Annotated in this window: 20 protein-coding genes and 1 tRNA gene; 10 read left to right on the forward strand and 11 right to left on the reverse strand. The window is 63.4% G+C overall.

The genetic code is table 11. The features are described from left to right. Positions 1-3 precede the first annotated feature (3 nt). The gene (locus ACIQTU_RS13560; RefSeq protein WP_400548062.1) at positions 4-690 is read left to right on the forward strand and encodes a DUF599 domain-containing protein; all 687 of its coding nucleotides are present in this window, start codon (positions 4-6) and stop codon (positions 688-690) included. 206 nt (positions 691-896) lie between these two features. On the opposite strand, the gene ACIQTU_RS13565 is transcribed toward ACIQTU_RS13560, so the two are convergent. After that, positions 897-1,724: an N-formylglutamate amidohydrolase gene (locus ACIQTU_RS13565; protein ID WP_400548065.1), complete on the reverse strand. Its 828-nt coding sequence runs from the start codon at positions 1,722-1,724 to the stop codon at positions 897-899. A 141-nt stretch (positions 1,725-1,865) separates the two neighbouring features. Between ACIQTU_RS13565 and cpdR the strand changes: the two genes are divergently transcribed. Together cpdR and ACIQTU_RS13575 are read left to right on the forward strand one after the other, a co-directional pair. Further along, positions 1,866-2,222 carry a cell cycle two-component system response regulator CpdR gene (gene cpdR / locus ACIQTU_RS13570; protein ID WP_105562479.1) on the forward strand — a complete coding sequence of 119 codons (357 nt, stop codon included), beginning with the start codon at positions 1,866-1,868 and terminating at the stop codon, positions 2,220-2,222. Positions 2,223-2,336: 114 nt separating this feature from the next. Continuing rightward, positions 2,337-2,411: transfer RNA gene (locus ACIQTU_RS13575), tRNA-Val, on the forward strand. Positions 2,412-2,504: 93 nt separating this feature from the next. On the opposite strand, the gene ACIQTU_RS13580 is transcribed toward ACIQTU_RS13575, so the two are convergent. From ACIQTU_RS13580 to ACIQTU_RS13605, 6 genes are all read right to left on the reverse strand, one after another. Continuing rightward, positions 2,505-3,695 carry a transporter gene (locus ACIQTU_RS13580; RefSeq protein ID WP_400548069.1) on the reverse strand — a complete coding sequence of 397 codons (1,191 nt, stop codon included), beginning with the start codon at positions 3,693-3,695 and terminating at the stop codon, positions 2,505-2,507. A 230-nt stretch (positions 3,696-3,925) separates the two neighbouring features. After that, positions 3,926-4,750 (reverse strand): Crp/Fnr family transcriptional regulator, encoded by an 825-nt coding sequence (locus tag ACIQTU_RS13585; protein ID WP_400548072.1) that lies wholly within the window; start codon positions 4,748-4,750, stop codon positions 3,926-3,928. A 133-nt stretch (positions 4,751-4,883) separates the two neighbouring features. Further along, positions 4,884-5,363 carry a hypothetical protein gene (locus ACIQTU_RS13590; RefSeq protein ID WP_400548075.1) on the reverse strand — a complete coding sequence of 160 codons (480 nt, stop codon included), beginning with the start codon at positions 5,361-5,363 and terminating at the stop codon, positions 4,884-4,886. A 125-nt stretch (positions 5,364-5,488) separates the two neighbouring features. Then, a complete protein-coding gene (locus ACIQTU_RS13595) occupies positions 5,489-6,202 on the reverse strand; it encodes a C39 family peptidase (RefSeq protein WP_400548078.1) in 714 nt (237 codons plus the stop codon). Positions 6,203-6,204: 2 nt separating this feature from the next. Beyond that, positions 6,205-6,636, reverse strand: a complete 432-nt coding sequence (locus tag ACIQTU_RS13600; RefSeq protein WP_400548081.1) for a hypothetical protein — start codon at positions 6,634-6,636, stop codon at positions 6,205-6,207. 73 nt (positions 6,637-6,709) lie between these two features. Beyond that, on the reverse strand, positions 6,710-7,693 hold the full coding sequence (locus tag ACIQTU_RS13605) for a hypothetical protein (protein WP_400548084.1): 984 nt from the start codon (positions 7,691-7,693) through the stop codon (positions 6,710-6,712). A 169-nt stretch (positions 7,694-7,862) separates the two neighbouring features. Here ACIQTU_RS13605 and ACIQTU_RS13610 point away from each other — a divergent pair, with 169 nt between their 5' ends. Further along, a complete protein-coding gene (locus ACIQTU_RS13610; RefSeq protein ID WP_400548087.1) occupies positions 7,863-9,293 on the forward strand; it encodes a glycosyltransferase family 2 protein in 1,431 nt (476 codons plus the stop codon). Here ACIQTU_RS13610 and ACIQTU_RS13615 read toward each other — a convergent pair. Beyond that, positions 9,280-10,311, reverse strand: a complete 1,032-nt coding sequence (locus ACIQTU_RS13615; RefSeq protein WP_400548090.1) for an endo-1,4-beta-xylanase — start codon at positions 10,309-10,311, stop codon at positions 9,280-9,282. The two genes, ACIQTU_RS13610 and ACIQTU_RS13615, sit on opposite strands and share 14 nt — an antisense overlap. Positions 10,312-10,600: 289 nt before the next feature. On the opposite strand from ACIQTU_RS13615, the gene bcsS reads away from it, so the two are divergent. Continuing rightward, on the forward strand, positions 10,601-11,311 hold the full coding sequence (bcsS, locus tag ACIQTU_RS13620; RefSeq protein ID WP_400548093.1) for a cellulose biosynthesis protein BcsS: 711 nt from the start codon (positions 10,601-10,603) through the stop codon (positions 11,309-11,311). Positions 11,312-11,386: 75 nt separating this feature from the next. Here the strand turns inward: bcsS and ACIQTU_RS13625 are convergent, their stop codons facing one another. Beyond that, positions 11,387-12,448 (reverse strand): UDP-glucuronic acid decarboxylase family protein, encoded by a 1,062-nt coding sequence (locus tag ACIQTU_RS13625; protein ID WP_400548994.1) that lies wholly within the window; start codon positions 12,446-12,448, stop codon positions 11,387-11,389. A 17-nt stretch (positions 12,449-12,465) separates the two neighbouring features. Further along, positions 12,466-13,578, reverse strand: a complete 1,113-nt coding sequence (locus ACIQTU_RS13630) for an NAD-dependent epimerase/dehydratase family protein (protein WP_400548096.1) — start codon at positions 13,576-13,578, stop codon at positions 12,466-12,468. Between the two features lie 487 nt (positions 13,579-14,065). Between ACIQTU_RS13630 and lepA the strand changes: the two genes are divergently transcribed. Both lepA and ACIQTU_RS13640 read left to right on the forward strand, forming a co-directional pair. Further along, positions 14,066-15,874, forward strand: a complete 1,809-nt coding sequence (gene lepA, locus ACIQTU_RS13635; protein WP_400548099.1) for a translation elongation factor 4 — start codon at positions 14,066-14,068, stop codon at positions 15,872-15,874. Positions 15,875-15,984: 110 nt separating this feature from the next. Beyond that, positions 15,985-16,206 (forward strand): hypothetical protein, encoded by a 222-nt coding sequence (locus tag ACIQTU_RS13640; RefSeq protein ID WP_400548101.1) that lies wholly within the window; start codon positions 15,985-15,987, stop codon positions 16,204-16,206. On the opposite strand, the gene ACIQTU_RS13645 is transcribed toward ACIQTU_RS13640, so the two are convergent. After that, positions 16,203-17,111 carry an HNH endonuclease gene (locus ACIQTU_RS13645; protein WP_400548103.1) on the reverse strand — a complete coding sequence of 303 codons (909 nt, stop codon included), beginning with the start codon at positions 17,109-17,111 and terminating at the stop codon, positions 16,203-16,205. The two genes, ACIQTU_RS13640 and ACIQTU_RS13645, sit on opposite strands and share 4 nt — an antisense overlap. A 133-nt stretch (positions 17,112-17,244) precedes the next feature. Between ACIQTU_RS13645 and ACIQTU_RS13650 the strand changes: the two genes are divergently transcribed. From ACIQTU_RS13650 to ACIQTU_RS13660, 3 genes are all read left to right on the forward strand, one after another. Then, positions 17,245-17,676 carry an EcoRII N-terminal effector-binding domain-containing protein gene (locus tag ACIQTU_RS13650; RefSeq protein WP_400548106.1) on the forward strand — a complete coding sequence of 144 codons (432 nt, stop codon included), beginning with the start codon at positions 17,245-17,247 and terminating at the stop codon, positions 17,674-17,676. Continuing rightward, complete coding sequence (locus ACIQTU_RS13655; RefSeq protein ID WP_400548109.1) at positions 17,574-18,233, forward strand: type II restriction endonuclease; 660 nt, start codon at positions 17,574-17,576, stop codon at positions 18,231-18,233. The genes ACIQTU_RS13650 and ACIQTU_RS13655 overlap by 103 nt, the downstream gene beginning before the upstream one ends. A gap of 66 nt (positions 18,234-18,299) precedes the next feature. Continuing rightward, complete coding sequence (locus ACIQTU_RS13660; protein ID WP_400548112.1) at positions 18,300-19,073, forward strand: hypothetical protein; 774 nt, start codon at positions 18,300-18,302, stop codon at positions 19,071-19,073. Positions 19,074-19,097 lie beyond the last annotated feature (24 nt).

Genomic DNA, 19,097 nt, shown 5'->3' on the forward strand with positions numbered 1-19,097 from the left:
GGCATGACCCTGTTCGACTGGATCGCCCTCTTCCTCTTCTTCATCGCCTGGCTCGGCTATGGCCCGATCCTGGGGCTGATCGCCCGGCGCAGTGGCTCGCTGAACGACGACATGCTGGTGGTCCGCGACAGCTGGATGACCGCCATGACCCATCGCGAGATGCGGCTGATCGACAGCCAGCTGATGGGCCATTCGATCAACTCGGCGTCGTTTTTCGCCTCGACCAACCTGCTGCTTATCGCGGCGGTGGCAGGCATCCTGTTCGGCGGCGAGAACGCGCTGAAGGGCTTCGCCGCCGTCGGGGCCGAGGCGGTGCCGATGAAGATCCTGGAGGCCAAGCTGGCGCTTGTCCTGGTCTGCCTGGCGCGTGGCTTCCTCGACTTCATCTGGGCCCTGCGCCAGATGAACTACGCCCTGGCCCTGATCGGCGCCGCGCCCGAGATCCATTCCGAAACTGACAAGGTCGCCTATGGCCATGCCGTGGCGCGGGTGCTGAACCCGGCGCTGGCCGGTTTCAGCCAGGGCGTGCGCGGCTACTACTTCGCTCTGGCGGCGGCCGCCTGGCTGTTCGGGCCCACGTGGTTGGCCCTGGGCGTGATCTCGGCCTTCGGCCTGCTGGTCTGGCGTCAGGCGGGGTCGCCGGCGGCGCGGGCCGTGCGGGCGGCGCGGCGGCTTCTGGAGCGCAGCTAAGCCGGGTTTGGCGCCAGCTGTCGGCGCCAAGCTTTGTAACAGCCTGTGATTGCGCGACCGTCATTCCGACTTGAAATTTTGTGCACTGCAACCTAACTTGGCTTTCGACGCCTCCGGGCGTCTTGCCCTTCCTGGGCGTTTCCTCCCTATAGACTTTATATGCCGCGCCTCTGGGCGCGGCTTTTTTTTGACCTGCGCCCATCCGTTCAGGTCGATACGTCATCGCCCAGCGCCGCGATCACCCGGTTCAAGCCCGACTGACAGCGCCCCCAGCCGACCGAGGGCGCGCCCGCTGCCTCGTCCCAATAGAGCCGCCGGTTCAGTTCGATCTGGACGGCCTCAAAGCCCTCGTCAGGCCGCCCCCAGGTTTGCGTCGCATAGCCCCCCGCATAGGGCCGGTTCAGCGCCACACGCCAACCCATGGCCTCGAACAAGGCCCGCAGGCGCCGGGTCAACTCTGTGGCGCAGGCCGTGCCATAGCGGTCGCCCAGCACCACGTCAGGCCCGTTCGGCCCCGTAGCCCGCGCGGGCATGGAATGCCAGTCGATCAGAATCGCCCGCCCGTGACGCTCGCGCGCAGCCAGCATCTGTTCCGCCAGGGCCGCGTGATAGGGGGCATGGACCCGCGCGATGCGCCCCCTCGCCTCCGCCATGGTCAAGCGGCGATCATAAAGCGCAGTCCCGTCCCCCGCCAGGCGCGGCACGACGCCGTAACCGGCCTGGGTCTTCAGGCTCGGCGGCGGCCCATCGGGACAATCCGCGATCAGGACCGGGTCCAGATCGTCCGGCGCACGGTTGAGATCGACATAGGCTCGGCCAATTTCCCCGGCGATCAGCACCGCCCCCGCCGAGGACGAGGCCGCCAGCAGCCGATCCACCGCCGCATCCTCGGCGCTGCGCAGCGACGCCTCGGACAAGCCCTCGGCCGCGCCCATGTCCTCGGGATAGAGGGCGCCCGAATGAGGCGAAGCGAACACCAGCGGCGACGACCGTCCGGTCTGCGCGGGCGTCAGGCGGAAGGTCGCGTCGATCATCGCTGGGCTCATGGCTTGGCCATAGCCTGATTTATCCCCGACTTCGCCCCTCTACGCACTCGCCCCCAGGGTGATTTTCATCACGAGTTTACAGATCGCGGCCTAGGTTCCGCGTTGATATTCCAAGGACCTGATCTCCACATGGCGCGTATTCTGCTGGCCGAAGACGACGGCTCGCTTCGAGGCTTCCTGACGCGTGCGCTGGAACGCGCCGGTCATGCCGTGGTGGATTGCGAGAATGGCGACGACGCCATCGACGCCCTGGAACAGGGACCCTACGATCTGCTGCTGACCGACATCGTCATGCCGGGCGCCGACGGGATCGAGGTCGCCCGCGTCGCCGCCGTGCGCCAGCCGGGCATCCGCATCATGTTCATCACCGGTTTCGCCGCCGTGGCGCTGTCGGCCGCCCAGGCCACGCCCCAGGCCAAGGTCCTGTCCAAACCCGTCCACCTGCGCGACCTGGTGAACGAGGTTGAACGCATGATCGCCGCCTAACGAAAAAATACGAAAAAAGAAGACACAAGCCTCTTGCGGCCCCCGCGAACTGCGGGTTATAGACGCCGCCTTCCCGCCCACCGACACATCAGTCGGACGGGCCGCAGAAAAGGCGGACGCGTAGCTCAGCGGGAGAGCACTACGTTGACATCGTAGGGGTCACAGGTTCAATCCCTGTCGCGTCCACCATCTCTTCTTCAAATCACCACACCATCCAACCGCCCATCGGCGGATGGATCGCAGACTGACAGCCGACGGCTTCGGGCGCACGCCGCCTCCGCCCTAGAAGGCCACAGGCACCCGCAGCACAAACCGCATGTCGGGCGCATCCTCGGTCACGCCGAACTCGAAGTTGCCGTTCAGCGAGAAGCGGTTAGTCACGCGATAGGACATCCCGAAAGTCAGGGCGCCGACCTGCAGGCTCTTGGATTTTTCGGTGACGTCGTTCAACTCGGTCGTCGTCGGCCGGATGTAGTTGTGCTTGTAGCCCAGCGAATACGAGAAGCGTTGGTTCAGGGCGAAGGCGAAGCCGATGCCCATGCCGATCGAATCCCCGGGGTTGACCCGCCCGATCAGGATATCGCCCTCGGTCTTGTCGATGTCCTTGGGCAGGTGGGCGAAGTAGCTCAGGTTGGCGAAGATGACCGCCGGATCGCTGGGATAGAGCATGCTGATGCTCGGCTCGACACCCCAGAAGCCTGACCCGGTCGCCAGACGACTGGCGACGCCGAACTCGTCACGCGGGATATCGAACGGCCCTTCGCCCGTATCGCTCTTGGCGCGCAGGCCGACCACGAAGACCGGACGTCCCTTTTCGCCGCCGTTGATCTGATAGCGGATGCCCGCCTCGACATCGCCGATGCCCCTGCCCTTCAGATCAATGGTGCGCGTCACGGCCTCGTCGCGCTGCTGCACCGTGGTGATGGTGTCGCTGCGCCTCAGATAGGGAATGCGCGCATCCACCTCGATCCGGTCGGTGATGCCGTAACGGCCCGCGATCGTGGCGCCGAAGGTGTCGCGATCCGCCTCGCTGGCCTCGATCACGCCAATCTGAAGGCCGGGCACGATCTCGACCCCCCGGAACACCAGTCGATTGGCGGAAGACCGCGTGTACTCTGTCGAAATGTCGAACGTCGCCTTCCCCGCCGGGCTGAGCACCGCCACTTCTTCGGGCACCGCCGCCAACTGCAGACGCCGATCATTCAGTGTGGGCGGAGGCGGCGCCTGGATAGGCGACCGGACATTGGGGTCCTGACCGGCGCGCCACGCCTCCAGACTGGCCGCCCCCAGAACGGTCGCGCCCGGCAATGCGACAGGGGCGCCGACGCCGCCCTGCTCCAGCGCCGTCGCTTCGGTGAAGCGGTCCGCCACGCGCCAACGGTCGTCGATCCGGCGCGATTGCGCCTCCAGCAACTCTGCCTGCCGCGCCAGCAAGGCCTCCTGCTCGTTCAGGCGACGAGTCTGCTCCGTCACCAGAGCCTCCAACCGCGCCAGCCGCGCGGCGGGATCCTCCTCTTGAGCCCGCGCGATCCCCTCGGAGGCGCAGACAAAGACGATTGCAAGTGAAGACACGCTCAACAGATGAATGGTTTTCCGAAAATACACACCAGCCTCCCTTGCCAACAGACAGAAGACAAACACGCGCACCCACCATGCGCATTGCTTATTGATAAGAAACGGAACTCAAATTTCGACTGAAACGGTCATTCCATCACTTCTTGAACAGGATACCGCGCCTGATAATCGCAAATGAATTTCAACCGGACGATATCCAGCAAGGCGATCCATCCACGCTTCACCTCAATCAAGCCCTCTCTCTTCATGTGCTGAAGCGTGCGATTGAGATGAACGATGCTCAGTCCCAGCGCATCCGACAGCACCTCCTGCGTCAGCGGCATGGGGAAGCGCTCGCCCTCGGCAAGGCCGGCGATCCGGCAGCGCTGCCGCCATTCCAGCAGGAAGTGCGCCGTGCGCTCGTGCGCGGACTGCCGCCCCAACCGCACCACATGGTCAAGCAGGCAGGCCTCCTCATAGCGACGAACGGCCGCCAAGGCGTTCTGAAGCCCAGCGTGACGCCCGTCCTGAACCGCCAGGATCTCTCGCAGCATCAGGGCGTCGACGCATTCGACACGCGTCACCGCGACCGTCGACAACTCATCCAGGGGCCGCGCCTTGATCCCTATGCCGATCGTGTCGCCCGCCATCAGGAAACCGAAAATCTGACGCCGCCCGTCAGGCAGCGACTGCTGACGACAGGCCCAGCCGCTGACAATCAAGCGCGCTGGCGCCGGCTCGCCCTCACGTGCGAACTCTGCGCCGGCTGGAATGGACTCGCGATAGAGGCACAGCTTTCGGACCAGGCTTCGCTCATCCTCGCTCAGCGTCGTGATGGCGCTCAGCACCCTTAGCGCCGCGACATCGGCAGGGGGGCGAAGGGGTCGACGCAGCGCAGCGCGCGCTGTCGGCGCCGCGCGCAAGCCGTGGCGCACGGCCTCTGGATAGCCCGCGTAGGGAACGCCCATATGCATTGTCACCCCTCCCCGGGCCCGAACGCATTTTGTTAACGAAAGGTAAAACTACCGGAAGTCGAATCCAGTTCCAGAGCAGCCCGCCTCAAGACAAATCTTCGCCTGCCGAACCAGGAGCAGGCGTGAAAAGCATTCAGCGTCCATACCCCTGGATACTGCCCCAGTTGAGATCTTGACCGATCTGGGAGCCCAGCCGGTCGAGCGAATAGTCCCTCTGCATGGCTTCAAAATTGGGCAGGGTCAGCATCACCTGCATTTCCTGCCGGATGTCGCGACCATTGGCGGCGTTGAGCACCATGTTCTGCAACTGGCCGTTCATGACGTTGTGGATCAGGGCCGTCGAGCCGTTCGCATCGGTCAGGACCAAACCGTTGGCTCCGTCCGGAACCCCGGTCAGATTCAGTCCGCCGACCTGACCTGGAACCAAGGGCGTCCAGCCCGGCAGATCGCCCGTCACCTGCGCCGTGACCGGGCCGGTCGGCGTCCAGGTCAGCCGCGTTTCCAGCGCCAGAGCGCCGCCGACGTAGGTGCGCACGATAGCGCCGAAGTCGAAGACCACTCCGCCTGCCGTCAGGAAGCCGCCGCGCATGTCCGCCAGCTCTTCGTCGGTCATCGGGACCATTTCCGAAGAGAAGGGCGTCGAAGCGTCAGACGTCGTCTGACTGAGTGCTGGCTGGGCCAGCATCAGGGCGGCGAGACAAAGACTCAGGTCGAATACGCGAATACGAAACATCTTCATCACCGCAGATAAGGATCTAGCGAGAAGGTCGTCGTGATCTGATAGAGGGGCGGCAGCTCACGCGTCAGCTCGGCCAGAGAGTCCGTCGGCAGGGCGCGATCCATCGGCGCCTTGGCGAACGGACGCCAATCGGCGGCCAGGTTGTAGTGATCGGCGGAATCCCGGATCATGAAGGCGATCCCGTTCCACATCGACGTGAACTCCTCGCGACTATAAGCCCTCAGACCCAGGGCCGGATCGCCGACCAGCACACGATCCCCCGCCATGCCCTTCAGCACCACGAAGTGCCGATACCCCTGCTGGTTGATGACGACGATGGCCGGCGCCCCCGCCTCCTCCAGCGCGTCAAGACTCATGCGAAAACCATCGGACTCAAACCCGTGAGTCTCGAGGTAGCGTTTCATGTCCAGCAGTGAGAAACCGACGCGCTCGATGGCCTCGCGGTTTCCGTTCTCGTACATGTAGAGAAAGACTTCGTGCTCGGCGACGTCCCGTCCGTAGTGGTAGCGAAGCAGGGTCGCCAGGGCGGCTGAACCGCAACTGTAGTCGTACTCCTGACGCACCACCGTCCTGAAGGGAATGTCGCGGTAGCTGACAACCTGAACAGAGTAGTTGCCGCCGCCCTGACTGATGGCGACCTGGGCCGTCGCCGGCGCGACAAGACCGGCCGCCGTCAGGACAGCCGCCGCCGCAACGCCTGTAAAGCCAGACACCTTCACGGTGACACGACAATGATGCTGAGCGACCCCTGCAGGTTGTTGTTGTGGCCGCTGTTGACGACGAAATTGCCGATGCCTGAGAAGCCGGCGAAGGCCCCCTCGGCGAGATTGATATCACCCGAACCGACCGTGCCGGCATGGATGCTGTTGCCCGAATTGGTCGCGGTCAGATTCTGGGTGGAGCCCGCATAGACCATCACCCCCTGCCAGCCGCTCTCCCCTTCAAGCTCATCGGCGCTGAGCGGCACCGGCGCCGCAGCCGGTAGCGGGACTGGGACCGGGATCGGAACGGGGATCGGGACCGCCGCAACAATCGCAGACGCGGCCGTGTCCGGTGTCGTAACGCCGGGCCCCGTCTGAGCGACGACAACAGAAGCAAGCAAAAGTACGGGCGCGCCGAAAAGGACGCTCGTCAGATAACGCAGCATGGCTGCAGCCTCCCTGAACCAGACGAGAACAAAGCCGGCCAGGCGTTGCGCCTGGCCGGCCCCGATCCTTCCGTCAGCCGCCGTTGCCGAAGGTGACGTTGGCGTTGGCGCTGATCGCCGTCGCCGCCTGGTTGGTGGCCGCGAAGCCCGTATTGTAGGTCGCGGTCTGAATGCCAGCGAAGCCGGCGAAGGCGCCGCCGGAGTTGCTGATGTCGCCGGTGCGCAACGAACCACCGTCATCGTCACGATGGCCGCCGCCGCCGACATCGAACTCGAAGCCGCTCACGCTCGCTTCAAGATTTTGAATCGACAGGGCGACCCGGATGTTGGTTGTCGAATTATCCGAGTTGTCGTTGTTCGAATCATTAGTCGAGGAGTCGCTGTTGTAGGAATCCTCGATCTTGGAATTATCGTTGAAGGAATCATCAACATCGATTTCAGATTTGTATTCTCTGTTGTCGTTGTTAGAGTCTTCAACCTTTGAATTGTCGTTGAACGAATCGTCTACATCGACTTCAGACTTGTATTCGCGATTGTCGTTGAACGAGTCATCAACATCGACATCAAGTTCGGATTTGTATTCGCGATTGTCGTTGAACGAATCGTCGATATCCACATCGGTTTTCGTATTGTCGTTGTACGAATCCTCGACGTTGGTGCCTCCGTCATTACCCGGACCATGGCCGCCGGGATTGTTCATGGCGGCCGCTGGAAGCGCGCCAAACGCCAGAACGGCCGTCAGCGCAAAGGCCGAAGTCATGAGTTTTCTAGTCACGATGAACCCTCCGATAGCTTGGTTAAAGGAAGGCCCCTCGGCCTCCGATACCAACAAATCGGACAACGACCCCTGTGTTCCCCTCCCTTTTTCGGCCGCAAAACCGTTCGAAATCATCGAGAAACAGGCGAAAATCTGCTCAAACTTATCATTTGTTTTTCCTTCCAGACCAATCGCCACGCCGTCTGGATGAATTGAGAGCGAATCAACACCAATAAAACTTCTATTTTCAAGTAGAATAACATAATCGTGACCTTGCTCGCCTATGCGAACACACCCCAAGAACCACGACTTAACAGCAACATCTGCATAAAGAGCAAAGCCTCTGCATTATTCATGCATCTTCATGACGGAATGCGCGTTGGGCAATTGGTGATCGCCCCGCTGGGGGGCCTGACCAAGCATCATATTTGGCGCCGCACGGCGCTTGCGGTCTGGAGGGGACTTCAAGGTGAACGCCATCGAACCGATCTCGGGCCCAGCCATCTGGCTGGCGCTCTTCGCCATCGCGCAGATTCTGTACGGCCTGACCTTCCTGGTCGACCTGTACCTGTTCACGCGGCCAGTTAATCTGGTGAGCTCGGCCACCGCGCCGCCCGACGATGAAAGCCCGCGAATTCTGCTGCTCTACCCCGTCCTTCACGAGCTGGAAGAGACGATGCGCACGACCTTCACGGCCCTGTCCCGGTTGGACTACCCCAAGGACCGCTGGAGCGTCACCGCCATTCCGAACGCCGACGACCCCGCCACCATCGCCAGCCTGGAAAGACTGCGGGCCGAGTTCGACTTCCTGACCATCATGGAGATTCCGCCGACCAGTCACCCGTCATGGGACATCGTCTGGAAGGACTGGGACCAGAACCCCCATGCCTATTGGTGGCGGGAGGGCAAGTTCGCCCACAACCGCAACCTGCCGCCCAAGAAGACGCGGCAGATGGTCTACGCCCTCTATCATGCCCTGGAAGACGCCCCCCAGGGCGAAGACTTCCTGATCGACTATATTGACGCCGACAGCTGCCCGCCGCCCGATCACTTCCGCGCTGGCGCGGCGGGGATGCTGACCCACGACGTCATTCAGGCCGAGAACGTCGCCGGCAACCTGAACGCCAGCCTTGCGGCCAGCTGGCACGCCTTCGATCACATGGCCTGGGACGGTCGCAAATACCGCCACCTGACGGCCAACGGCAAACACCCCTACTGGATTCTGGGCAAGGGCGTCTTCTTCCGCGCCCGCGATCTGCAGAGGCTTGGCGGCTTCCACCCCTGGCTGGCGATCGAGGATCCCGAGGTGGGGATGCGTTTCTGGGCCGCCGGCAAGAAACTGGCCGTCGTCAGGGCCCCGCTGATCGAAGAAGTCCCGCTGACCTTCGCCCGCGGCATCACCCAGAGGAAACGTTGGGTCTGCGGCTTCCTGCAAAGTCTCAGCCTGCCGCTGACCGAGTTCAAGCTTTCAATGAGCCAGACCATGAAGGCCTGGATGAATTTCCTGCCGTGCGCCTCCCTGTGGGTCAATGCTCTAGGCTTCCCCACCGGGATATGGGCCCTGACCTATGGGGCCAACAACGCCGCCATACCGCCCTGGCTGTTCTGGCTGTCGCTCATCAACATCACCGCCTTCGTGCTCACGATGATCGGCCTCTACATCAGCACATGGCATCGAACGGCCCTGGTTCTGACCCGCACCTCGGATCGACTGTCCTATATGCTGAAGGTCAACCCGCTGTTCCTGATGATCTGGTGGGTCGTCTGGCTGGTGCCGATCTGGCTCGGCTTCTGGATGTATATGCGCGACGGCGGCCTGATCTGGGAACGGACGGAAAAGGTCAACGCCAACGAGGCGCTGATCCGATCCGAACAAGCGCCCGCCATCAGCGGCTCGTAAGCGTCGATGGACCCTTGGCGCCGGACATGGCCTGCTGAATGGCCCAGTAGACCGGCTTCGGCTCCAGGGCGCCGTCGTAGGGCAGGCCACGGTTCATGCTCGCCGGAGCGACCGAAGGATGGATGGGCTGCTTCTCCAGCCAGGAGTGGCGATCGCTCACCCCCCAGGTGGTCAATCCCGTCACCGACGGCTGCTCCAGGGCAATGTCGAGATAGGCCTGAACGTGGTCGGCGACCTTGCGATCCCGTTCGGCCACGCCGCCCCGGCGGCCATCCTCCTTCACATCCAGCTCGGTGATGGCGATGCTCAGGCCCAGATCGGCGATCCGTGAGAAGAAGGGCGCCAGAATTTCGCGCTTCAGCGGCCCCTTGCCGAGGTCCAGATGCGCCTGAACCCCGACACCGTCCAGCGGCGCCCCGCTGGCTTTCAACTGCTCGAGAAGTCTGAGGAAGGCCGCACGTCGCTCATGCTCGACCGGATTGTCATAGTCGAAGCCGTAGTCGTTGAGGACCAGGCGTGCATTGGGTGCATGGGCGCGCGCCTCGTGCAGGGCGCGCTCGATATAGGTCGGACCATAGGCCTTGTGGAACACGGTGGCGCGCAGCCCCCCCGACGCCTCGGTATCGATCGGTTCGTTGACCACGTCCCACTCACGCACGACCGCGCCGTAGCGGCCCAGCACCGCCTCGAAATAGTCGGCGATGATCTTCCAGTCGCCCGGCGACCGCTCCAGTCGCGCCTTGGCCCAGACCGGCGTGCTCTGGTCCCACAACAGGGTATGGCCGCGCACCTCAAGACTGTGACGACGCGCAAAGGCGACCAGGCCGTCCGCCGGACCCGTGCGCCAATTACCCGGCCCCGGCTGCAAGGCGTCCCACTTCATGTCGATTTCGGGCGTCAGGGAACTGCAATCGCGCAGCACCGCCTCCGCCAACCGGGCGTCCGCCTCGATCTGATCGATCCGAACCGCCGCCCCCAGATAAGGCCCGGCAGGACGTCGGGTTTTTCCCGCGCCCATCCTGCCCTCCGTCTCGGCGAGACTGACCGCGCCCATGAGCGCCGGGGCGACGAGAACGCCACCAATAAAATTTCGACGTGTCGAAAGGTGACGCATCGTTCGGGCCTGTCGCTGATGTTGACGCCAGCCTGCACGACCAAACTTAATCACACGTGCACGAGCTTCAGCGTAAGCAGTATAAAATCAGGACTCTCTGTTCATTTGATGTCATTTGATAAGCGGAACCGTATCTTCCGACGAAGCGTTCGACATCTGCTAACGGCCAAGCTTAATGGGAGGAATACAGCCTATGACCGTCGCACCGCGTCACCGCCAGCCGAAACTCATGCTTGCAGCGACCATGCTCGGCGCCTGCCTGGCGGAGCCGGCCCTGGCCCAGGACGAGCCTGTGATTTTTGGCGGCGGCTTCATCGCCGATGACCATTTCGCCTATGCGGGCGCCCTGATCCCCCTGCCCGGCGCGCGGCCCGACCAGGGCTGGGCCGTCCGCCCCGTCGCCTCGGCCGGCGCCTATGACTACCGACGCAACGCGACCGACATCGAGGCGGACTACGTCAATCTCGAGCTGTCGCTTGTAAACCGCCGCTCCGGCGACTGGGGCTATCTGAACCTGGCCGCAGGCGCGCGCTTCTCGAACACCGACCTGTCGCAACCCGACCCGCAAAATCGCCGGGAGGGAAGCCAGTGGGACGGCATGGTTTCGATCGACGGCGCCCGATACTCCGGCGCCTGGCGCCTGTCCGGCTACGCCTCCTACGCCTTCAGCATCGAGGACTATTACATCCGCGGCGAGGTCACCCGCGCCACCAGACCCAATGGCCTTCGCCTCGGCCTGGAGACGATCATCGAGGGCGACCCCAGTTATGATCGACAATCCCTGGGCGCACTGGTGGCCTTCCAGCCCATGGCAGGGACCGAGGCGCGCGTGTCCGTAGGCGCTCGCATGGGCGATCGCGACACCGAGCCCTATCTGGCGATCGGCCTCAGCCGCAGCTTCTAAAACAAACTCGCCTCTGGCTGATCCAGCCAGAGGCGAGCAGCAACCTGAGATCGTGCGGGCGTCACGCCCGGTCGATCAGGCGGACAGGGCGACGACTTCCGCCGGCGCCTCGGCCGATCGTGAACGGGCCTGAGCGTCGAACCAGTCAATCGTGGCGTTCAGCCCCTGCGTCAGCGAGGTTGTCGGACGCCAGTCCAGCACGGCCGCCGCCTTGGAAATATCCGGTCGGCGCCGCTTGGGGTCATCGGTCGGCAAGGGACGATAAATCACCTCGGACGACGATCCGGTCAGTTCCAGAACCACATCGACCAGGGCGCGCACCGTCAACTCGGTGGGGTTGCCCAGATTGATCGGCCCCGGCTGAGGCCCGTCGTGCTCCATCAGCGCCATCAACCCGCCGACCAGATCATCGACATAGCAGAAGGAACGGGTCTGACTGCCGTCGCCGAAGACCGTGATGTCGGCCTGCGACAGGGCCTGGCTGACCAGGTTCGAAACCACCCGGCCGTCCGCGGCCGACAAGCGGGGCCCATAGGTGTTGAAAATCCGCGCCACCCGCACCTCGCCGCGCCCCGCCCGGTCGAAATCGAAACTCAGGGTCTCGGCGCAGCGCTTGCCTTCATCATAGCAGGCCCGCGGCCCCGTCGAATTGACGTTGCCCCAATAGGATTCGGGCTGCGGGTGGACATGGGGATCGCCATAGATCTCGCTGGTCGAACTGAGCAGGAATCGCGCGCCCTTCTCCTGCGCCAGGTCCAGCAGATGCTTGGTGCCCAGCACACTGGTCATCAGCGTATGCTCGGGGTTGGCTTGGTACAGGGGCGGCGACGCCGCGCACGCAAGATTATAGATTCGATCGAATCGACGACGCGTCAGCGTCCTTGGCAAGGAGCTGACCACATCCGCCTGGACAAATTCGAAGTGCGGATGGCAAAACGCGCCCTCCAGATTGGCCAGACTTCCCGTCAACAGGTTGTCGAGACAGACCACCCGCGCACCTTCAGCCAGAAGCCGGTCGCAGAGATGAGATCCCAGGAAGCCCGCCCCGCCGGCGACAAGGACGTGCTGATTGCGAATTCTCGACGTCATCGGCACTTCATACGCTCCGCAAAAATGGACAGCCTGACCGCCCATCATGTCATCGACGGCGGGGGTCACAGGACCAGCCCCCGCATCTCGAGTTCCTGTCGCGCCTCGACGACGCGGTCTTCAGCCTCCTGGCGCGCCACCCATTCAGCTAGCTCGGCAAGGCCGCCTGAAAAGTCCTGCCGCGGCGCGTAGCCGAGCACCGTGCGCGCCTTGGTCAGGTCCGGGATGTTGTGCCGGATATCGCCGGCTCTGGCCTGCTGGGTGATCAAGGGCTCCAGGTCGGCCCGCCCCATCGACGCCGCCTGAAGCCGCGCCACCTCCTCGACCGAGCGGTCCTCGCCCGAGCCGATGTTGAAGGTCGAGCCGTTCGCCGCCGGTTCCTCCAGCGCCAGCATGAAGGCCCGGGCGACATCCGAGACGTGGACGAAGTCGCGGCGCTGGCGCCCGTCCTCGAACACCATCGGCGAATGGCCGTTAGCGATGCGAGAGGCGAAGATCGCCAAGACTCCCGTATAGGGGTTCGATAGCGCCTGGCCTGGCCCGTAGATATTCCACAGACGCAGAGCCACCCCTTCCATCCCGTACTGGGCCGTCAAGGTCAGGGTCAGCAATTCCTGGACGTACTTGTTGATTGCATAGACGCTCTTCAGCGTCGGCGTCTTGGTTTCGGGCGTCGGGGCGGGAATCATGGCGCGCCCCTGCGCATCCAGAGGATCCCATGAGCCGTCAGTGTTGCGACGCCCTCGCACCACATCCTGCATCAACTCGCCGTCGACCGTGCGGTAGAGGCCTTCGCCGTAGATGCTCATGGACGAGGCCACGACCACCCTTTGCACCGGCTGGTCGATCAGTTGCTGGAACAGGACGGCGGTGCCGTAATCGTTAACCGAGGTGTAGCGATCCACGGCATACATGCTCTGGCCCACGCCGACTTCGGCGGCCAGGTGAATGACCTTGTCGACCCCCGCAACTGCGCGACGGACCATGGCCTCGTCGCGAATATCGCCGACCAGCAGTTCGACCTCGGGGTCGAGGTCCGGGGGGCGGACGCCGGTCGGGTGAACCTGTTCGATCAGGGCGTCCAGCGCGCGCACCCTGTAGCCTCGCTCCAGCAAGGCCTTGGCCACATGACGCCCGACGAAGCCGGCGCCACCAGTAATCAGGACAGTGCCTCCCATATCCACCTCCCGTTGCTTCAGATGAAGGCTGATGGTGTTGGGGCGCCGTTCTGCGACATCATGCCGATTCTATTGCGCGCAGCCCCTGAACGATCAGATCCTGATGTGTAATTCCGAGGATGAAATACATCCCTCGGCGCCTGCTCTTGACCGATCATGATCGCCCACTCCCATCCCAGGCACAGCCCGAGCTCCAAGTCGGCAACGTCGTCTTGATACGAACAGTTCCGGCACAGTTAATCGGAAGTTAAGAAATTTATCACGCAAAAAACAAAAGATAAGACAATGGCGATTTCTGATCTCATTTTAGAAAAGTTTACAGGGACTCTGCTGCCGGATCGCAGTTCGAAACCGCATGCGCCGCGTTCAGCTTGACCGTTTGCCCAGATCCACGCGGCACGCCTGCGTCGAACGCGCCCGCATGGCGCGCACGCTGATCGCCGTTTCCGTAGCGTTCCCGCCCGGCGGATGCTAAGCGCGCCAGACCATGACGACGCCCCCTATCGAACGCATCCGTAATTTCTCGGTGGTCGCCCATATCGACCACGGCAAGTCCACGCTGTCCGACCGGCTGATCCAGCACACCGGCGGCCTGACCGCGCGGGAAATGTCGGAACAGGTCCTTGATAATATGGATATCGAGAAGGAGCGCGGCATCACCATCAAGGCGCAGACCGTGCGCCTGAACTACAAGGCCCAGGACGGGCTGGAGTATGTTCTGAACCTGATGGACACGCCGGGGCACGTCGACTTCGCCTACGAAGTGTCGCGCAGCCTGGCCGCGTGCGAAGGCTCGATCCTGGTGGTGGACGCCTCGCAGGGCGTCGAGGCCCAGACCCTGGCCAACGTCTATCAGGCGATCGACAACAACCACGAGATCGTGCCGGTCCTGAACAAGATCGACCTGCCCGCCGCCGAGCCGGATCGGGTGCGGGCCCAGATCGAGGACGTCATCGGCATCGACGCCTCGGACGCCGTCATGTGCTCGGCCAAGTCGGGCATCGGCATCGAGGACGTGCTGGAGGCCATCGTCGCGCGCCTGCCCGCGCCCAAGGGCGATATCGACGCCCCGCTGAAGGCCATGCTGGTCGACGCCTGGTACGACCCCTATCTCGGCGTGGTGCTGCTGGTGCGCGTCTTCGACGGCGTGCTGAAGGCCGGGATGCGGGTCAAGATGATGCAGTCCGGCTCGACCCACCTGGTCGACCGCGTCGGCGTCTTCCTACCCAAGAACACCCCGGTCGAGCAGCTTGGCCCGGGCGAGGTCGGCTTCATCACCGCCCAGATCAAGGAAGTGGCCCACGCCGCCGTCGGCGACACCATCACCGACGAGAAGAAACCGACCGCCGAACCGCTGAAGGGCTTCAAGGAAGTCCAGTCGGTGGTCTTCTGCGGCCTCTTCCCGGTCGACGCCGCCGACTTCGAGGACCTGCGCGCCGCCATCGGCAAGCTGCGCCTGAACGACGCCAGCTTCACCTTCGAGATGGAATCCAGCGCCGCCCTGGGCTTCGGCTTCCGCTGCGGCTTCCTCGGCCTGCTGCACCTGGAGATCATCCAGGAGCGCCTGAGCCGCGAGTTCAACCTGGACCTGATCGCGACGGCCCCCTCGGTCGTCTACAAGATCGGCCTGCGCGACGGGCGCGAGATCGATCTGCACAACCCGGCCGACCTGCCCGACGTGATGCAGATCGAAAGCATCAGCGAGCCGTGGATCAAGGCCACCATCCTGACCCCCGACGAATACCTGGGCGGCGTCATCAAGCTGTGTCAGGATCGCCGCGGCACCCAGGTCGAACTGTCCTACGTCGGCAGCCGCGCCCTGGTGGTCTATGAGTTGCCGCTGAACGAGGTGGTGTTCGACTTCTACGACCGCCTGAAGTCGATCTCGAAGGGCTACGCCAGCTTCGACTACGAGATCACCGACTACAAGGTCGGCGACCTGGTGAAGATGAGCATCCTGGTCAACGCCGAGCCGGTCGACGCCCTGTCGATGCTGGTCCACCGCGCCCGCGCCGAGACCCGCGGCCGCGGCATGGTCGAGAAGATGAAGGAGCTGATCCCGCCCCACATGTTCGTCATCCCGATCCAGGCGGCTATCGGCGGCAAGATCATCGCCCGCGAAACCGTCCGCGCCCTGCGCAAGGACGTGACGAGCAAGTGCTACGGCGGCGACGCCACCCGCAAGAAGAAGCTGCTGGAGAAGCAGAAGGCCGGCAAGAAGCGCATGCGCCAGTTCGGCAAGGTCGAGATCCCGCAGGAAGCCTTCATCGCGGCCCTGAAGATGGATGAGGATTGATGGCTCGGGGCGCAGCTAACGATGCTGCGCTCCAACCTTCTATGATTGCCGCTTGATCCTCATTTACGCCCTGGGCACGTTTGCAGGCGTAGCCCTCTGAGGAGACAGGCGTGACAAAGTCAGCGTCCGAGCACAGCTGGATCGCCGAAGTTGATCGAACGTTTCGCCGTGAGTGGCGCATTACCGCCGCTGACGCCGGTCTCTCCAGAGAAGACCTGAAGCGCCATTGGACCGACGGGCTTTCACCAATCGACTTCGTCGAGTGGTTTGCCGCAAAATATGATCTGATCCGCTTCGAGCCGGAGCCCTACGCCCCGTCAGAGCGGCCCTAGCCTTTGAATCGATGCTCGCGGTGATAGGTCAAATAGGCCGGGTGAGGCCATTGCCCCGGGTCTTTCGGTAGATTCAGCCGCCCGCTCACGTTGATGAGACGCTCCACCTCGGCAGGCAGATGGCCCTTCGCCTTCAAGATGGTCATATCGTCGGCCACTGACAGCAAACCCCGATCGAACATCCAATGGATAGTGCCAGACAGGGCCAATCCATTCCGCACAGAGTCCGGCCCCTTATCCTCGACCGCCTGAATATGAGCGGCTTGCACCTCAGGTCGACCACCGCCGTTGATCAGGCGAAGACCCGTCACAGCACAACGGTTGTCGTATGCAGCGCGAACTGATCGCCGGAAGGCAACATCCCGGAACGGCTTGATGACCGTGAGTTCGATCATTGGACGTTCAAAGGGAGCGGGAGGTTCATCAAATCCCGGGAGCGGGACAATGGGCGAATCATTTTGGACCGCGAAGTCGATAGGCGATTTGCTGAATCCAGCCGCGAGAATATCCTCAAACTCGTCTTCCGGCACTATGCGAACGGAACGGCCAAACGCCCCCTTGTTCGTCCCGCCGTCTTCGCGCTGAAGCATGCTTTCCAGATAACTCTCGCCATTGCGGAACGGTACTACCCGCTCGAAATCTAGATAATCGGCAACGTGACAGTAAAAGTGATCGGAGCTTTTGGGATCATCCGAGATCGCATAGGGCCGCGCTACGGCAAAGTAAGCTTGACGTCCACCTCGGCTGCTCAGCTCTACTGAGCCGCGTCGCGGCTCATAATAGACGATGGTGTCACCAATCGTTTGCTCGACCTGCCGCAGATAGGTGCGGGGGAAATGGTATCGCTCCTCGGGTAGATCGTCGTAACCCGGACTTAGCTTGGTAGTGAACACGCCCTTGGCCATGCCAAATGTTGGCGCAAGCTGAGCATTAGCTCAAGCTGATACCGGCACAGGCCGGCCCCTACATCCCCAAGGACCTTCTCTTTGAGGTCGTGCCTGACCTCCCAAATCCGGATGCACGAAATCCAACGCCTTTGTGGACTCGCACCCGGTAGTGCGTCAGGTCACAGCGACCTGGTACAATAACAAACATACGGGCCCGGACGGCACCCGCGACGAGACCCGAATAACGGGCTGGGGCGGCGCGGCCTCCGCCCTGCTGGACCCCGACAGCACCGGGGCCCTCGCCGTCTTTGTCTTCGACAGGACCGCCGCCTCTGGGTCTGCGAGGGTTATCAGGACGAGGTCATCGAGGATCTGGTCGGACCGGTTGAGCCGAAGCGGTCTGTCATATGGCGGCCGGGCGAAGCCGACCTGTTCCCGCCACGCCTGCCCGCCTCCTCATGCATGTTGCGGCCGTCCGACATGCCGGCCGACTGGCTGGTGCGCTTTCCGACGGCGGCGGAGATCGTGCACAGGACCGTCGCGCTTGGCCCCCTGCAAAGCCAGACGCCGGATGACCGCCTGATCCGGCGGCGCCAATGCGAGTTCGAGATCTTCCAGTCGGTGGAGGAGGCGCTGGAAGGACCGAAGGTAAGGGACGGATTCGCTTCGCTGTCGTTCTTCCTGTCGCTGGCCCAGACCATCCTGCAAAGGCGCAAGTCACGCTCGGGCCGCTCGCTGGAGTTGCATGCACGCGAGATCTTTCTTGAGGAAGGACTGGTCGAGGGCCGGCACTTCAGCCACGGCGCAAGGTCCGAGGGCGATAAGAAGCCGGACTTCCTGTTCCCGTCCGCTGCGGCCTATGCTGACAGCGCCTTCCCCGCCGAACGCCTGCGCATGCTGGCGGCCAAGACCACAGCGCGCGACCGCTGGCGGCAAGTGCTGAACGAGGCGGATCGCATTCCGGCCAAACACCTGCTGACGCTTCAGGAGGGCGTATCGGAGAACCAGTTCGCCGAGATGCAGGCGGCGCAATTGCAACTGGTGGTCCCGACTGAGCTGGTCGACGCCTATCCGAAAGCCATCCGCCCGCATCTGATGACCCTGGAACGCTTCATCTGCGACGTCCGCCTGATCGCCTAGAATACACCAGCTACCTCGCACTTCCCTGCCTGGGTTTTCAGCGGCTTAAGGGCGGATCGGGACGATTTGCCCGCCGTAGCCGCCGACGGCGCCCATGCTGGGCGGATGAGCGGGAACCTGAAGGGTGGGCCAGCCCATTATCGGCTGTCGAGGGCGACGTGGGAGATCATTCTCGACGAGTATCGCAACGGGGCGACCGTGCCGGAGCTGAGCGAGCGGTGGCGGGTGTCGGGCCATGCGCTGCGCAAGCGGATCACCGTGCACGGCGCGACCAAGCGCGACTGGGGCGATCAGATCGCCATCGAGACGGCCAAGGCGCGCGAGGCGGCGCAGGAAGAGGCCAGGGCGGTGAAGGCGGAGGAAGAAGCAGCGGCGCAGGCGGCGATGGCCCATGCCCTGTTCGCGCCGCTGACGGCCGAGGACGCCCATGAGGGCAAGGCGGTGGTGCTGGCCTCGACGGCGATGATCGCCTCGGGCCGGGCCCTGCTGATGCGGCGGCTGCCCGAGGCCCAGGGGCTGGCGCGGCTCGCCGAGGTCTATGTGCGACTGATGGATCGGCAGGAGAAGGCCCACAGCTTCGAGAACACGCCGCTGGAGGTGCTGCTGGCGGCGCGCTTCAACGGCGAGATGATGAGCGCGCGCTTCGCCCTGACGCCGGAGTCGAAATACGACGACCCCGAGTATGAGCTGAAGTCGCTCTACTGGGATCAGCTCAAGGCGGCGCCCGACGCCTATCGGAGCGAGGTGATGGACGCCCGGCGCGAGGCCGCCCAGGCCAGGCGGGAGATGCGCGAGGCGAAGGAAGCGCTGGAGGCGCTGAAGGCCGCGGTCGCAACCTGACGGCAAGGTCTGAACATGAACAAT

It is taken from the genome of Brevundimonas sp. NPDC090276, assembly GCF_044772165.1.
Lineage (GTDB): Bacteria > Pseudomonadota > Alphaproteobacteria > Caulobacterales > Caulobacteraceae > Brevundimonas.